This window comes from Lewinellaceae bacterium (assembly GCA_020636105.1).
GTDB lineage: Bacteria > Bacteroidota > Bacteroidia > Chitinophagales > Saprospiraceae > BCD1.
Map to the genome: position 1 here is coordinate 431,247 of JACJYL010000001.1, position 15,573 is coordinate 446,819.

The 15,573-nt window shown below is 42.0% G+C and carries 13 protein-coding genes; 7 read left to right on the plus strand and 6 right to left on the minus strand.

Annotated elements, in window-relative coordinates; translation table 11 throughout:
* Positions 1–62: 62 nt before the first annotated feature.
* Together H6571_01580 and H6571_01585 are read left to right on the plus strand one after the other, a co-directional pair.
* Complete coding sequence (locus H6571_01580) at positions 63–764, plus strand: 16S rRNA (uracil(1498)-N(3))-methyltransferase (GenBank protein MCB9322406.1); 702 nt, start codon at positions 63–65, stop codon at positions 762–764.
* A gap of 127 nt (positions 765–891) precedes the next feature.
* Positions 892–1,566 (plus strand): DUF4159 domain-containing protein, encoded by a 675-nt coding sequence (locus H6571_01585; GenBank protein ID MCB9322407.1) that lies wholly within the window; start codon positions 892–894, stop codon positions 1,564–1,566.
* A 12-nt stretch (positions 1,567–1,578) separates the two neighbouring features.
* On the opposite strand, the gene H6571_01590 is transcribed toward H6571_01585, so the two are convergent.
* Entirely contained in the window at positions 1,579–2,166 is a 588-nt protein-coding gene (locus H6571_01590; GenBank protein MCB9322408.1) for an SAM-dependent methyltransferase, read from the minus strand.
* A gap of 22 nt (positions 2,167–2,188) precedes the next feature.
* The gene (locus H6571_01595) at positions 2,189–3,373 is read right to left on the minus strand and encodes a DUF4230 domain-containing protein (protein MCB9322409.1); all 1,185 of its coding nucleotides are present in this window, start codon (positions 3,371–3,373) and stop codon (positions 2,189–2,191) included.
* A gap of 224 nt (positions 3,374–3,597) precedes the next feature.
* Here H6571_01595 and folP point away from each other — a divergent pair, with 224 nt between their 5' ends.
* Both folP and H6571_01605 read left to right on the plus strand, forming a co-directional pair.
* Positions 3,598–4,434 (plus strand): dihydropteroate synthase, encoded by an 837-nt coding sequence (folP, locus tag H6571_01600; GenBank protein ID MCB9322410.1) that lies wholly within the window; start codon positions 3,598–3,600, stop codon positions 4,432–4,434.
* A 9-nt stretch (positions 4,435–4,443) separates the two neighbouring features.
* On the plus strand, positions 4,444–5,835 hold the full coding sequence (locus tag H6571_01605) for a hypothetical protein (protein MCB9322411.1): 1,392 nt from the start codon (positions 4,444–4,446) through the stop codon (positions 5,833–5,835).
* Positions 5,836–5,886: 51 nt separating this feature from the next.
* On the opposite strand, the gene H6571_01610 is transcribed toward H6571_01605, so the two are convergent.
* The 4 genes from H6571_01610 to ung form a co-directional block, all read right to left on the minus strand.
* Positions 5,887–7,170, minus strand: a complete 1,284-nt coding sequence (locus H6571_01610; GenBank protein ID MCB9322412.1) for a hypothetical protein — start codon at positions 7,168–7,170, stop codon at positions 5,887–5,889.
* Positions 7,171–7,195: 25 nt separating this feature from the next.
* Entirely contained in the window at positions 7,196–8,344 is a 1,149-nt protein-coding gene (locus H6571_01615) for a hypothetical protein (protein ID MCB9322413.1), read from the minus strand.
* Between the two features lie 114 nt (positions 8,345–8,458).
* Positions 8,459–9,691 carry an MFS transporter gene (locus H6571_01620; GenBank protein MCB9322414.1) on the minus strand — a complete coding sequence of 411 codons (1,233 nt, stop codon included), beginning with the start codon at positions 9,689–9,691 and terminating at the stop codon, positions 8,459–8,461.
* Positions 9,692–9,727: 36 nt separating this feature from the next.
* On the minus strand, positions 9,728–10,405 hold the full coding sequence (gene ung / locus H6571_01625) for a uracil-DNA glycosylase (protein ID MCB9322415.1): 678 nt from the start codon (positions 10,403–10,405) through the stop codon (positions 9,728–9,730).
* Positions 10,406–10,729: 324 nt separating this feature from the next.
* Between ung and H6571_01630 the strand changes: the two genes are divergently transcribed.
* Genes H6571_01630 through H6571_01640 form a run of 3 tightly spaced genes read left to right on the plus strand, consistent with a single transcriptional unit; the run spans position 10,730 to position 14,968 of the window.
* A complete protein-coding gene (locus H6571_01630) occupies positions 10,730–11,278 on the plus strand; it encodes a YceI family protein (GenBank protein MCB9322416.1) in 549 nt (182 codons plus the stop codon).
* A gap of 2 nt (positions 11,279–11,280) precedes the next feature.
* Positions 11,281–14,196, plus strand: a complete 2,916-nt coding sequence (locus H6571_01635) for a histidine kinase (protein MCB9322417.1) — start codon at positions 11,281–11,283, stop codon at positions 14,194–14,196.
* 22 nt (positions 14,197–14,218) lie between these two features.
* Positions 14,219–14,968 (plus strand): response regulator transcription factor, encoded by a 750-nt coding sequence (locus H6571_01640; GenBank protein ID MCB9322418.1) that lies wholly within the window; start codon positions 14,219–14,221, stop codon positions 14,966–14,968.
* The last annotated feature ends 605 nt before the right edge of the window (positions 14,969–15,573 follow it).

Here is a 15,573-nt window from a genome sequence, read left to right on the forward strand (position 1 = left end):
CTTCTTTTGCAATTATTTCCCTTCAAATTTTAAAAAGACAGTAAGGAGATTAAATTTGCAGCGTGAATATATTTTATTGCGACAATATTGAAGGTGACAACGCCCGCCTTAGTGAAGAAGAGGCTATCCATTGTTCCCGCGTGCTGCGCAAACGGGAAGGAGATGAAATTGTCATCATTGACGGAAAGGGTCTGATGTGTAAAGCCGTTTTGACCAGTGTGACCAAAAAAGGGTGCGAAGCACGGGTAGGAGAGGTGCTGCAAAAAGATAAAAAAAGAAATTTCCACCTGCACATTGCCATAGCTCCCACCAAGAATATAGATCGTATAGAGTGGTTCCTTGAAAAAGCAACGGAAATCGGCATTGACGAGGTAACCCTTTTGCTTTGCGAACATTCCGAAAGGAAAAATGTCCGCCTGGACCGGCTGGAAAAAATTGTGCTTTCAGCGGCGAAACAATCGCTAAAAGCTAGGCTGCCCAAAATCAACGGGCTGATGCCTTTTTCGGAATTTGTCGGGCAATCTTTTGGCGATTCACGCAAATTCATGGGTTGGTGCGAAGAGGATGAACAAAAACTGCTCCGAGATCATTATCAACCGAAACAGAACGTATGTTTTCTCATAGGTCCCGAAGGAGGGTTCAGTTTGCAGGAGGTGGAAATGGCCCGAAGTCATGGTTTTGAAACCATAAGTTTCGGAGATAGCCGTCTTCGCACGGAAACTGCCGGACTGGTGGCCTGCCTTTCTGTTAATTTTGTGAATTAAATAACAGTAAAACGCATGAGGTGTCAAACATTTATTTCACCTTACTCGTTTTAAGAGGTACGTTGTGTGAAACCATTTAAAAAAACACACGTTTTTTGTCAAAAGGAATAATTAAAATTTAACGCTAATGAAATACTTCTTAATGCTGCCTGTTTTGGTCCTGATATCAGCTTTTTCTTTTGAATCGATTCACAGCAGCAGCGAACCCCCAACCCTTCAATTGGCACTGTTAAAATACAACGGTGGGGGAGATTGGTATGCCAATCCCACCTCTCTGCCAAATCTGGCGGCTTTCTGTAACGATAAACTGGGGATGAATTTTGAAAAGGACGAAGCGGTGGTTGAAGTGGGAAGTGCTGATCTTTTCAGTTATCCCTTTGTACACATGACCGGCCACGGAAATGTGGTCTTTTCGGAAATGGAGGCTGATAACTTAAGGAATTACCTTAAGGGAGGTGGGTTTCTTCACATTGATGATAATTACGGCATGGATCCTTATATCAGGGTAGCAATGAAAAAAGTATTCCCGGAGCAGGATTTTATTGAATTGCCTTTTGAACATGAAATTTTCCACCAAAAGTTTGACTTCAAATCAGGGTTGCCCAAAATCCATGAACACGACGGAAAACCTCCGCGTGGATATGGTCTTTTCTGGGAAGGAAGACTCGTTTGCTTTTACACCTATGAATGTGACCTTGGAGATGGATGGGAAGACCCCGCTGTTCATAAAGATCCTGAGGCTACTCGTCGGATGGCTTTGCAAATGGGGGCCAACATCATCCAGTACGTATTTGAGAAATAAATCGGGCAGGCCCTATTTTTTTTCCAATTCAATAAATAGCTCCCTGCCCAATCTGGGTTTAATTGACTTTTTGCTGCTTTCCATGAGCCTGATGTGAAAATAGGGTTCAAAGTATTGGATGTACTCGGCTGCCGTTCCTCCAAAAGGCGGCCCCGGAGTGGTAAAGTTCTCGGAAAACAATACGCCGGCTAATTTTCCTCCATCGGCAAGTAATTCCGATGCTTTCCGGGCATAATCAGGCCGAAGGGATGGCGGGATGGCGCAAAAAAAGGTTTGTTCCAGGATCAGATCAACGCTTAACTCCAGCTTGAAAAAATCATTGACCAATTTGTGTGCTGAAGGAAAATCAGGGCAAGAACGGTCAAGATGTTTAAAAGCTGTTGGCGCCCAATCACAAACAAAAACATTTTCAAAGCCCCTTCTGTGTAAATAAATGGCTTCATGAGCATGGCCCGCCCCGGGGATCAAAATCCGTTGAGTCATATCGCTGACCTGATCCACATAATGCCTCAATGGGGGAGAGGCGTAGCCGATATCCCAGGGAGTTTGCTGACCTTGGTACTTATCTTCCCAAAAGGAAGGAATAGTAGGTGAATCCATCGTTTTTATTGGGTTTATGAGGTCAATTTTCAAAATTTTCCTCTATGGCTTCATCAGGTTCAGGCTCCTTAAACCGAACCTTGAGTTTGTACTTATTGTTCATGGAAGTAATAATGGGTAAAAACATGGTATTCATCAATTCAACTGCCTGAGTTTTTGATTTTTCCATAATATCACTTTCCAGGGCTTCCTGCCGGAAGACGGTTCTTAACTTATTAAACCCTTCGTTTAAATTGACATCCTGAACTTCCCTAAGCCATCCGATGTCCAGTTTTTCAATTTTGGGATAGACTTCATGAGAAAGAATCACCGGCTCAGGAAGGGTGATAGTCACTACATTGGCTTTGGAGTTTAGATCCACCTTGAAATAGTCATTCAGCCGAAATCCTACTTTCAATATGCTAATGGCCGTGATTTGAATATCAGAGGAAGAAACATTTACTCCCCATATTTTAGTCTGTAATTGTTTGTTGATACCCTTTTTATCGCGTACTTCCATGGTAGCAAGTTCCGCTATGACCTTTTCCACTTTTTCCTGTAATAACCCCTTTGACCGGCTGAAATCCTCAATGGCGGCACGGTCTTCCATTCTTTTCAATAATGGCCGAAGCGCCTCGGTCAGGGCAATGCCACAAGGGGTATCCACATTGGTTCCTTTCCCCAAAATACTTCCGCCATGGGTTTCGACCAGGGTAGTTACTATTTGGTTGACGAAAAAGCAGGTGTATTTGGAAGCCACTTCGTTCAATACATCAATGGCATTAGTCGATTCGTTGTCGTACCAGGTTTGGTATAAGGCAGAGGTAGTATCTTTGAGTGCCACAAAATCGTGGTAGTATAAATTTTTGAGATATGGATGGTGTTTTTGGTATTCTCCTTCCAGTTTGCTCTTGAGGTTATCGTCTAACCCCATCCTGTTGGCAACGTGCTTTAAAATGGACATATTGAGGTTGTAAACCAGGTTATCAAAATCTTTTCGGTTTCGCTGAGGATTGGCCAACACAGCTAGAGCTTCATCCGTATCGATGTCAGCCTTAAAATCTGAAGGAAGATAGTTGATGGTCATTTCCTGGGGAATATTCGAATAGCCCGTTTTCCCGGAATAATTTCGGTAGATTAGAATCCCTCCAAGGGTAATGGCAAGCACAACGACCAGCAAACGACCCATGTTTTTGGCCCGGGTTGTTGAATCAATTTTAGTTGACATGTATTATTTTTTTGCGAATTTAAGGATTAATAAGTAAAATGGCTTAAAAATGAAATCCTTTATCCTTTGATCCTCTTTATTGAATTTTTCTACATGGTTAGACTTCATGCATTGGATGAGGTAACAAGTTTGTTTGCCATAACGTTTAGGGTTCCGCTCTTTAAAAATTAAAATTTATCCTTTAAAATTTATCATTTCCGTTACCTTAGCACCAAATTTAATTCATGCTTAACCCTCAGCTGACAATTAACTGTGCAGGGCAACTGCTGAGCCTGGAATCTCCCGTGGTAATGGGGATCATAAATGTAACTCCGGATTCTTTTTATCAGGGAAGCAGAACCCTGAGTGTGGATTCGGCATTGGCCCAGGCTGAAAAAATGCTCCGGGAAGGTGCCCGGATTATTGATGTAGGGGGCATGTCTACCCGGCCAGGAGCTGATTTGGTTACCGAAGAGCAGGAAACCAGCAGAGTAATCCCTGTTATCGAAGCAATAAATAAGCGTTTTCCTGAAGTTCATATTTCCATAGATACAGTCCATGGGTCAGTAGCCAGGAGAAGTGCCGCGGTCGGGGCAGGAATGATCAATGACATTTCTGCCGGTCGTATGGATCCTGAAATGTATGCCACGGTGGCTGAACTGGATTTACCTTATGTTTTAATGCATATGAAAGGAACGCCTAAAGATATGCAGCAAAATCCTGCTTACGAAAACGTAAGTTTGGAAGTATTGGATTTTTTGATTGCGGAAGTGGGTAAATTGCGTGAACTTGGTGTAAAGGATATTGTACTGGATCCCGGGTTTGGGTTTGGCAAAAAGGTGGAAGATAATTATGAACTGCTCAAAAATCTTGATGTGCTAAATATCCCCGGATTGCCTTTGATGGTTGGAGTTTCACGTAAATCAATGATATACAAACCATTGAATATCAATCCGGAAGAAGCTTTGGCCGGAACTTCAGCTCTACATCTATTTGCATTGATGAGGGGAGCAAAAATTTTGAGGTGCCATGATGTAAAGGAAGCCATGCAGACTATTAAACTTTGGAAAATGTTACAGTAAATTAAAACTTTGGAAAATCTCACCGAACAAAATATTAAGATAACGGTCCTTAAGTTTCTGAAGGCCCATTATAAACACCGTACTCGCGCCGGGGAGACCATTGCGAAAATTGATATGCAGGGGGAGGGGGGGATCATTGCCGACGGATATTTGAAATTTACCACGGACGAAAACAAATCTTTCCTGGCCACCTTTGAGGCGACCTCATTTGATTCAAAAGAAGAACTATTCTTTTCGCGTGAGAACGACAAGCTTTATTGGGACAGTCTTGCTTTATCTTTTCTTTTTTCGACGCTTTGCCTGGCTATTGTGCATGGTATGGGGATTTACCCGGCTCAAAAATTCATGTTTTTGCCTGCGGTTGGGATTGGGGTTGTGGTCATCCTGATTTTCTTCTATTTCTACAGGTTTATTTTTAAGACATTCAGTATCAGTCGGTACCGATATATTTATGCCATTGAACAATTCAAACGGTATTTTGCAGATGAACAGTGGATCGCCTTTGGTGAGGATGTATTTCCCAATCAGGATGATAAGCATTTTAAGGAATTAAAGCACCAGTGTTTTAGACTGGGTATCGGGCTGATCATTGTCAACCGAAACCTGGGATGCAGATTTGTAGCTACGCCCTCTATCCATAATTTAAGTTTGACCAACAGGGAAACGATTCGTTTTTTCAGGAAAGAAAAAGCAAAACAGACCACAGGGAATAGTTATTTGGGTACGCTGAAAGGAACGTTGCTTTACTGGTTGAATCCCTACAGAACCATCGATTTGTTCAGGTTCAAAAAAGTGCCTTTTCATCAGTTCACTCTGGTAGTTATTTCTTTGATCATCATCCTGACTTTACTGATCTTTGAGTTGTATAATGGTCCTGTAAAAATCATTGCCGATCAGAAAGCATACAATAAGGAATTGGCTGAGAATGGCAAAAACGCCCGAAGTGAACCCCTTTCTTATATTGTGGATACTCCCTTGGAACCCGGAGATTTCGAGCTCCAGAAAGAAAAGGCGAAGAATGAAATAGACAAATTGTTCTCAGCAAAAGTCCCTACGGATATTATCATCTCCGATGCAAGGAAAGAGGCTTTTCTTTATTATGATTGCTCCCGTTTTGCGAATTACTCAGGTAAATATTACATTGTACAGGATACCATTCTTTTTACTTTCCAGGAGACCATGCAAAGGATTCGGAAGCTCAAGGAATACGGTATGGATGCCACAGCCATCTGGCGGGGATGTTTTCTGGGTTACGGCACGGGATATTTAATTTATTTTGACGAAATTTATCCCGATACAAGTAGCACAAGAGCCGAATTGGAGGCTACCTATTTGAGAACTTTTTTTAGTTCAGCAACGATTGATTCTCCTGCGAAAGTAACTAAACTGGAAATAAAATAACCAGGAAGGAGTCGGTGAACCCTGTTGACAAACTCCTTCCTGGTTTTAGATTTATTCGATTTCCATTTCCAGCCATTTTTCAAGGGCATTCACGAGTTTTTTACGCTCTTCGCTCGTCATGTTTATGATTCGCGCATCTCCATGGTTTCTGCCTTCCAAAATGAACCACAGCGCATCTACTTTATCCGACTTTGGAACACCCGCTGAAGTCCAGGTATCGGTTCCCCCGTAAATATAGATGAATTCGTTGCCATGTGTGGTGACCCACTCCAGTGCTTTTTTACTCAGGGTGGCATCGTATTTTATGGAGGCGTCTTTTGGATAAAAAGACGCATGGAATTTTAGAGGTCTTGTTTTGAGTAACTTTTTGAAATCATCGGTCTGGTATCCGTAATATCCTGTTTCCGTGGCGGATTGGTAGTAGTGTGGATAATAGGCTGCAATTTCCTGGTCAGAGAAAAAAGACATTCCGACAACATCGATAAAATGGTCCAACACCTCATTGAGCGGGGCATCGGGGCCGGGAATACTTTCACATTTATGGCCCATTTGCCAAAAGCTAAAAGAATATTCCAGTACACCGTATTCGAAAGCTGTTTCAAAACCAAGGTAATCAAAAGTATGATTGAGTGCTTTTTCATACCAGTAAAGTCTGGGCAAACATTCCTCCCTGGATTTTAAAAGCCGGGTTTGAAAAGCAGTTATTTTATCCCTGCATTCATCCGTACCTACAGTATGCAGAAAGTTGTAAATACGGGTGTCTTCGAAGGCAGTATCGAGTGGGGCTACGTAAGGAACAGAGACGTCCACATCTTCAGGGTAGAAATACCGGTAATAAATGGTGGTCATGCCTCCCTTACTGATGCCCGAGCTTACCCATTTTCCGGAATAAATGTCAGCAAAAAGGGTCCTTACGTGGTGAAGGTCTGCAGTCGCCTGTTCCATGTTCAGATATTTCCAGTCCATGGGCTCCGGCACCGATTCTGCAAAAAAACGATGTTCCACACGGATTTGGTTCGCCTTGAGGAGGTCCGGCAACTCATAGAGCCTGTTGGTAGGCGTATCATAACCTGAAGTAATGATCACAGTTGGACGATCGGAACCTCGGTGGTTGAGCCATACCCGCTGATAGAAATATCCCATTTGGGGATTATTATGGTCAATAGGTTGTTTGACTTTAAGGACATAGGATGCCTCATAATCCTTACCCGTAGTGATTTTTTCGAAAATAACATCAGGTAAATTAAAGAGCTGTTCTTCAAGTTTCGTCTGTGCCTTAATGCTGAATTGGAGCATGACGAAAAAAATGAGGGTTAAAACGTATTTGAATTTCATATCAATAAATTTTTGATTTTATTTATCAGAAAACGGTTTCTGCATTGAAACGCATACTTAATTCTAAAAAATCTTTCCATTGATACCCTTTAAGGGTTCTACCTGACGGGCGTTTTGCAAAAACATCATTCAGCCAGAGCTGATTGGTTAGCTGGAAATAGGTCAGGCGGTCGCCATAGTTTGCGGCAGCCTTTAATGCTGCGATAGCCGGGGAAACCGAATCCAGGGGATGAAGCAAGTTGGAAGCATAGGCCGGGGTGATCTCTTTGGGATGGTATTGTTCAAAACTGGCAAAGATGCCAAGCTTCCCGTTTTTGTATTTGTTTTTAAATTCCTTCCAGATTTTTTTGGACAGGGCAGGAGCACAATGTGATAATCCACTGACCATCGTCGCGAGGTGCGTACCATGTGGCATTTCCTTGCATTTGTTTTTTTCGGTGAAGGCCGAACAGGGCAAACTACTGCCATCATAAGAGACTTCGCTAGCAACAAAATTTGACCAGTCTTTTGAGGCGCGGACCGCCTTATTGGTATGGCTCAGTTGATCCGTTTCGTAAAGGCTTGAGATCAAAATGCTATTATCGGCCGGCCAGTAGCTATTATCGCCCTTCAGGGTTTGAATATTTTTATAACGTGACATAACGATTCCGTCTGCCAGGTAGTTATTGACATTTTGGTGAAGCGGACTGATTGAATCACGACCCAGCGTTTTTTCATAGCTGGCAAGGATGCTGTTCAGGTGAATAAGATAGAAGTAGTTATTCTTCCAGAGTCTTTTATTGGTGGCGGACGGATAATTGGCATCGTCCGTAACAAAGTCCACAATTGATCTTAATTGACTCAGGCAAAAGGAATCCTTTTCGGGATAAGCCGAGGCGTATTGGGCGATTCCTTCAGCGGCATTACTCAAACCCATTAACAGATATTGCTGTTGATTTTCATCTGACGGCACAGCAAGCGATCCGCTTACGATACTGCTGATACTATTAAAATGAGAATGGGCCAGGGAGTCCGATAGGTCAAGGATCCAAAGCAGGGTAATAAAAGCCACAAGACTAATCCCGCTGATGAGGAATACCCTGGCAAGAATCAATTGTTTGTTTTTTAGCCAAAAAAAGATCAGGATCAATACCAGCCCCGGCAGGAGCATTACGAGAAGTGCGAGTAAGTTCATAGTATTATCTTTTGTTAAAAAGGACCATGTGCTTTTTATGGGATCGCATGCATTTCAATGGCCTAAATATAGTCAAATCACTTCGCAATCAGCCTTTCCCCAGACGTTTTTACTTTAATATGTTTTTTTCCTGTCCTTAAAAAAAAGCATATAAACCACCCAGCTCAAAAAGATCAAAACGGCAGCGGCAATGATAGGGTAGGCGGTATCCAGAGAAGTAAGATACCCTGCGATAAGCGGAGGTAAAGCAGCCCCAAGCGATTGCATCGACTGTTTGATCCCGAGGACTTCGCCCTGCCTTTCATCAGTAGCCTGGTCTGAAACCACCGCAGTTAAGTTAGGCCCGGTTATTCCGTTTGAAATCGCAATCAAAGGGCTAATGAGAAAAAACCAAAAACTTTTTTCAGGAATGAGGAGCATACCCACGGCCAAGGCCAACACTAAAAGAGCATAGGTAATCACCCTGGTAGATGCGATATTGCCACTCATCCTTCTCACAATGAACCCTTGGGTAAAAACAAGCCAAAAACCAATCCAGGCATAAAAAAGCCCAATATCCTTTACACTATAATCAAAATCCTGGATCAGGTAAACAGAGAAAAATTGAGTGAAAAATGAAAATCCAAGACCAAGCAGTAAAACTACCGTGAATATTACCCGAAGGTTCGGTAATTTGAAGGACAATACTACATTTTTTGCACCGGAGAAAAAGCTGATTTTCCGGTTGTTCCTTTCTTTTAGGGTTTCAGGGAATTTGAATTTCACCAGAGCCATATTTACCAGGGTAAGAAATGCAGTTACCCAAAAGGGAGTGGCATGGTTAAACCAGGAAACGATACTACTGTCTCCCAGAAGGCCACCTAAAGAAGGCCCCAACACAAAACCGATCCCAAAAGCTGCTCCTACCAGCCCGAAATTTCTCGCTTTTGATTCGGGACTGCTGATGTCCGCCATGGCTGACATGATAATGGAAATATTTCCGCCCATGAAACCAGGTAACATTCTGCTAAAAAATAACAACCATAGATTTTGTTGTAAAATAGCAATAGCGAACAAAATATAACCAATAAAGGTCCCCAGAAGGGAAATACTTAAAATGGGTTTTCGCCCATAACGATCCGACAATGCTCCCAGGATGGGGGCCCCGAAAAATTGCATAAGCGGATAACTGGCCACCAGTAATCCATACAATATGCCAATGGTAGCATTAGAGGTACCTGCAGAGAAAAAATCGGAATTCTCTGTAAAAAAAAGGGCCGGAATGATAGGAATTACAATACCTACACCCAGCATATCGATAAGCACTGTCAAAAAAATTACGGAGGTGTTGGCTTTTTGATTATCCATGGTTCAAAATTTGAAGCCGCAATATAAGCATAATCCTTACAATGGCAACCGCCAATTTATGGGTGAAACGCCGTTTTGCTCTAAATAATGATTGGCCTTCGAAAAATGCCCACTGCCAAAAAAAGCACCCCTGGCTAAAGGAGAAGGATGGGCGGCTTCCAGGACAAGGTGTCTGGAGGCATCAATCAATTCTTTTTTTTCTTTGGCAAAGTTACCCCACAACATAAAAACCAGGTTTTCCCGGTGGTCGGAAAGGGTTTTGATCACCGCATCCGTGAAATGCTGCCAGCCAGACTTCCTGTGAGATCCGGCATTTTTATGTTCAACCGTAAGCATGGCGTTCAGTAAAAAAACCCCTTGTTCTGCCCAGTAAGTCAGGTCGCCATGAACGGCCAAAGGAATCTTGAGATCATTGTATAATTCTTTATAAATATTGACTAATGAGGGGGGAGTTTTGATTCCCCGGGGAACCGAAAAGCTAAGTCCCATCGCCTCTCCTGGATTGTGGTAGGGATCCTGCCCTAAAATAACCACTTTAACCTTTTCAAAAGGCGTCGTATTGAAAGCATTAAAAATGAGTGCCCCAGGAGGATAGATTTTTTTGCCGGCCGCTTTTTCTTTTCTAAGGAAATCTCCCATCGATATAAAATAGTCTTTTTCAAATTCTTCCTTTAAAATGGCCTTCCAGCTTTCTTCTATTTTTACATTACTCATGGGTATTATCAATTATTTGCAAGGGGATAAAGGTAAGGAAAATGTAAAATTTAAAATGCTAAATTTAAAATTTAAAAGTACTGATTCTCAGTAATTTCTTAATTCTAGGTTTATTAAATTCGGTTTCAGCGCCTTTTTTTTCCCGGTGGGCCGAAAATTTGCAATATTGGGAAGACGTTTACCTAATTTAGAACCGGTAAATGAACAATTTGCAGATGGAACAAGCATAAACTTAGTTCCACTGAACATAACTTTGAATAAATAATCGTTGAGCATAAGAAGTTGTTGTGTTTGCCCTTGATAGATATAAAAATTTGTCCAAAAATGAAATACTTGCCAATACCTGTTTTACTGCTCTTGTTTTCCTCTTTTTCGAGTCAGGATGAAAAGGTTTTTCGTGTGTCTGACGGGAATGTTCATTTTTTGTCGGAAGCTCCCCTGGAGATCATCAAAGCTTCCTCCACGGAATTAAAAGGAGCACTGGATACCGAAAAGGGCACTTTTGCCTTTTCGGTATCCTTGAAATCCTTTGAAGGATTTAACAGCCCTTTGCAAAAGGTCCATTTTAATGAAAACTACATTGAAAGCAACCGGTTTCCTGCTACCACTTTTGCCGGCAAATTAATTGAAAAATACGACCTGTCGCAAGATGGAACATACAGCGTTCGTGCCAAAGGTAAGTTCACTGTACATGGAATCACCCAGGAAAGGATCATCAAAAGTCAGGTGGTGGTCAAAAGCGGTAAAATTAATATCCAGGCTTCATTTACAGTTCTTTTGGAGGATCATGATATCGAAATTCCAAAAATCGTTTTTCAAAAAATTGCCGAAGAGATCAAAGTGACCCTTGAGGCTAATTTGCAAATTCAATAAAATTGACTGTATCCGGCATAAATAGCATTGTATTGGGAATCTTCCTGCTCTTTTCAGGCAGCGTGGCAGGACAGTCGTTCTTTTTCAAAATCCCCGAAATGGACGAAAACATGAAGGGACTCTCTATCCATAATGTCTTTCTGGACAAAAAGGGGTATTTGTGGCTGGCTTCTTCAAGGGGATTGATTGAATATGACGGGGTGTCTTTCGAATTTTTCGAAAAACAGGATTCGACTTCAAATGTGGCCACCGCCATAGGTCAGGATCTGGAAGGGAATATTTGGGTAGGGTATGAGGATGGTACCGTATGCAAAAAGACGTACAGCGAGCTTATACCTTGGGTGCCGGAAGCAGGAAATCCCCAGGTACCGGTGAACGGATTGTCGTTTCTTCCCAACGGACAGCTCTGGCTATCCACTTATGGTGAGGGGATTTATGTCTTTGACCATGACCGGTTGTACAATTTTAATATGGATGACGGTCTGACAGGGGATGACGTTTACGATATGGTGCAGGACGATGACGGGCGTATATGGGCTGCTACGGATGGCGGAATCAGTATTTGCACTTTTGTAAATGCCCGGAAAAAAGTACTGAATTACACGCGCCAGGACGGATTGCCCGACGAAATTGTTCACGAATTAAAAAAGGATACCGAAGGAAACATTTGGATAGGCACTTACGAAGCGGGTTTTGTTTATTTTGATAAATCCCTGGACAGGATCGTTGACCCGGGAGTCATTTGGCCGGGAGGGATCATCAACTGCTTTGAGGTCTTTGACCAAAAAGAACTTTGGATCGGTACGGAAGACAATGGTTTGTGGAAGTACGATTTCCTGAAAAAACACCTTTATCCTATAACAGATGAGGTCTTCCTGGCCAATGCCAAAGTGCAGGATCTGCAAAAGGACAATGAAGGAAATATTTGGATTTCCACGAATAAAGTCCCGTTTTTTTCCACAAACCGGCTATTTGAATTTGTTTCCCATCCACCGGAAAACATACAGGCGGTAACCACGGATAAAAAAGGGACGATATGGCTGGGAACCCAAAGCGGACTCTTTTCCTTTTTGCCCAACGGGACGCTTCCGGGTAAATTCATTGAACACCTGGGCAAACTCCATATGAATGTTGTGAGCCTTTATGAAGATGACTTCAATCATTTGTGGATCGGTACTTTTGGAGATGGCCTTTATTGTTATAATCCGCGAAACGGCAATTACAGGCATTTCGGCAAAAAGGAGGGGTTGACCAATGGAAGTATATTGTCGTTGGACGGTGCCAGGGGGGAAATATGGATCGCCAGCCTGGGCGGGGTAACAACCTTTAAATACGATGGCGAGCTCATCAATAACGGGAAGTTTGTTTCGAGGAATTTTAATGAAACTTCAGCCCTGGGGACAAATTTCATCTATAAAGTATTCCTGGATGATTCGGGGAAGGTTTGGTTTGGAACCGATGGTCATGGATTGGCCGTTTTGCAGAATGGTGAGATCATAAATTACGAATATGCCCTTGATGTTACCGGCATGTCTGAACGTAAAAAAAAAGACCAGAGGTTAAAGACCGTGTACTCCATAACCCAAAGTGCTGACGGAAACATCTGGTTCAGTACGGCCAGGGAGGGACTGTTTAAATTTGACGGACAAAAATTCACCCGTTTTACCCTTGAGAACGGGTTGAGACAATTGGAAATATCCTGTTTGGGTGCGGATGAAAAAGGCAACATTATCATTGTCCATCCGGATGGAATTGATTTGCTGAATACGAGCACCGGGAGTATTGTATATTATGGAGAAGAAGTGGGGGTGTTTGATTTTGATCCCAATTTGAACGCCATTACCACAAACAAGGATGGGGCAATCTGGGTGGGTGGACAAAAAGCTTTGATCAAATACGCCCCGATTAACGAAAACCTCGTGATTCAACCTCAAACCATACTAAAAGAAGTATCTGTTTTTCTTGAACCTATACCAATGGATAAGGATTCCGTTTTCAAACACAATGAAAATTACCTCAGTTTTAAATACGATGGCCTTTGGTACACCAACCCAACGGGGATAAGGTTCCAGTATATGCTGGAAGGTTATGATCTTGAATTGATCACTTCAAGGGATAATGTGGCCACTTACTCCAATTTGTCTCCCGGAACCTATACCTTCAAAGTGCGGAGCACCCAAAATAAAGTTTTCACCAACGAGGTATTTGAAACCTATGTCTTCAGGGTCAGGGAACCTATCTGGAAAAGAGTCTGGTTCATTATTTTATGTGTCGGCATGGCTTTGTTCTTATTTTATTGGTATCAAAAGGTAAGGGATCAAAGGCTTCAAAAAGTGAATTTATTAAAAAAAGAAAAAATCGAAAGTCAATTTGAGGCGCTGAAAAGTCAGATCAGTCCGCATTTTTTGTTCAACAGTTTTAACACCTTGATCACTATCATTGGCGAAAACCCAAAACTGGCAGAGCAATACGTAGAAAACCTTTCCGATTTTTACCGTTCGATCATGCAATACCGCGACAAGGAACTTATTACCCTCAAAGAAGAAATGGAATTGGTTATGAATTACCGTTTCCTCCTGGAGAAACGGTATGAGGACCACTTCCGGCTTGATATTGATGTTAGCCATTATGATGTACTCGTGGTGCCACTGGCTTTGCAAATGCTGGTGGAGAATATTGTCAAGCACAATGTTATTTCCAAATCTCAGAGGCTTCATGCAATGATTGAATATCACGGAGGGGATTACATCGTCATCAAAAATAATATTCAGAAAAAAATTACCCCCGAACAATCCACCCGGTTCGGACTGCAGAGCATAGTGAAACGTTACGATTTACTGACCAACAGAAAGGTCTTGATCACTCAGAATGAAAAGGAGTTTATCGTCCAATTGCCTGCCATTTTAAAGAATACCTAAACATCCACAAAACACTAGACTTATGAAAGTATTAATCATTGAAGATGAAGCCGCCGCGACGAGGAGGTTAACAAAACTAATCCGGGAAATCGATTCGCAAATTGAAATAATAGATACCCTGGATTCCGTAACGGCCAGTATCAACTGGCTGAGTTCTCGGGAACATCCTGATTTGATCTTTATGGATATTCATCTAGCTGACGGCAGCAGTTTTGAAATATTCAATTTCGTCGAGATTAAAAAACCCATTGTATTCATCACAGCATTTGACCAATATGCCGTTCAGGCCTTTAAAGTGAGTGCTATCGATTACCTGTTGAAACCCATAAAAAGCCATGAATTGGCTCAGGCCATTGAAAAATTCAAGGCCTTGAAAAAGAACCAGGCTTTTGATTACCAGGAGATTGCCCGGGCGATGCGCAAGGATACGGTGGGGAAGCGTTTTCTCATCCGTTTCGGGCAACAGATCAAGGTGGTCGAAATGTCACAGGCTGGATATTTTTACACACAAGACAAAATCACTTTCATCATAACCAAAGACGGTAAAAGATATCCGTTGGATCATTCCCTGGAAAAGCTGGAAGAAATGCTGGATGAAAATCTTTATTTCAGGGTCAATCGACAGTTTATTGTCGGTATTGAATCTATCAGGGAAATGTATGCCTATTCAAAATCAAGAGTCAAGGTAGAATTGATCCCCCCTTGCGAAATTGAAACCATTGTCAGCACCGAAAGATCCCCACAATTCAAAAAGTGGCTAACAGGAGAATAAATCTTACTCAGTCAGGAAAAATTCCTGTTCGGAGGACTTTTATTTTAATTGCCTTCCTTGTTGTCTAAATTTAACTTCTGAGAATATAAGGTTTAATTGTATCAGATGCCAAAGATTTTCCCGAGCATCCTGATGGTTTAACCGTGGGACTTATTGTCCCGAAAAGAGTAGGCAAGCTTTCTTATTATTCGCCCCACACCGGTAATCACTGGTGTGGGGCTTTTTCTTTGGTTTTTCGGTTTTTTTTTTTGACATGAACATACAACTGAAACAGACCGGATTTTCAACAGGAAAAGATGACCCGATTGGGGGGCTAATTATTCCCGTTGGGGGAATTTTTGTTTACCGAACCTTGCATTACCCTTAAATTTGTAATATCAAAGGCAAGATAATATGCTAATTACCTTGCTGATATGTCTGAAAAATTTTTAGTTGAAGGACAAAATCACAAATCGAATCTTTGCTTGTAACAATAAGTTTTTGCGACAAATCATAAGAAGCCTGCCAAAACTACAGCCTTGAATGGAGGCTGTACAACAAAAGAAAAAATGGTGTTACGGCACATGAATTAGTTGAATTTAGAATCACATACAGTTCAATCACCA

What these genes read in the sequence shown, in the direction of transcription:
- ung (MCB9322415.1), bottom strand. Translation starts at nt 10,405, where the DNA reads ATGAGTAATGTAAAAATAGAAGAAAGCTGGAAGGCCATTTTAAAGGAA.
- H6571_01585 (MCB9322407.1), top strand. Translation starts at nt 892, where the DNA reads ATGAAATACTTCTTAATGCTGCCTGTTTTGGTCCTGATATCAGCTTTT.
- H6571_01615 (MCB9322413.1), bottom strand. Translation starts at nt 8,344, where the DNA reads ATGAACTTACTCGCACTTCTCGTAATGCTCCTGCCGGGGCTGGTATTG.
- H6571_01640 (MCB9322418.1), top strand. Translation starts at nt 14,219, where the DNA reads ATGAAAGTATTAATCATTGAAGATGAAGCCGCCGCGACGAGGAGGTTA.
- H6571_01610 (MCB9322412.1), bottom strand. Translation starts at nt 7,170, where the DNA reads ATGAAATTCAAATACGTTTTAACCCTCATTTTTTTCGTCATGCTCCAA.
- H6571_01590 (MCB9322408.1), bottom strand. Translation starts at nt 2,166, where the DNA reads ATGGATTCACCTACTATTCCTTCCTTTTGGGAAGATAAGTACCAAGGT.
- H6571_01620 (MCB9322414.1), bottom strand. Translation starts at nt 9,691, where the DNA reads ATGGATAATCAAAAAGCCAACACCTCCGTAATTTTTTTGACAGTGCTT.
- H6571_01630 (MCB9322416.1), top strand. Translation starts at nt 10,730, where the DNA reads ATGAAATACTTGCCAATACCTGTTTTACTGCTCTTGTTTTCCTCTTTT.
- H6571_01595 (MCB9322409.1), bottom strand. Translation starts at nt 3,373, where the DNA reads ATGTCAACTAAAATTGATTCAACAACCCGGGCCAAAAACATGGGTCGT.
- folP (MCB9322410.1), top strand. Translation starts at nt 3,598, where the DNA reads ATGCTTAACCCTCAGCTGACAATTAACTGTGCAGGGCAACTGCTGAGC.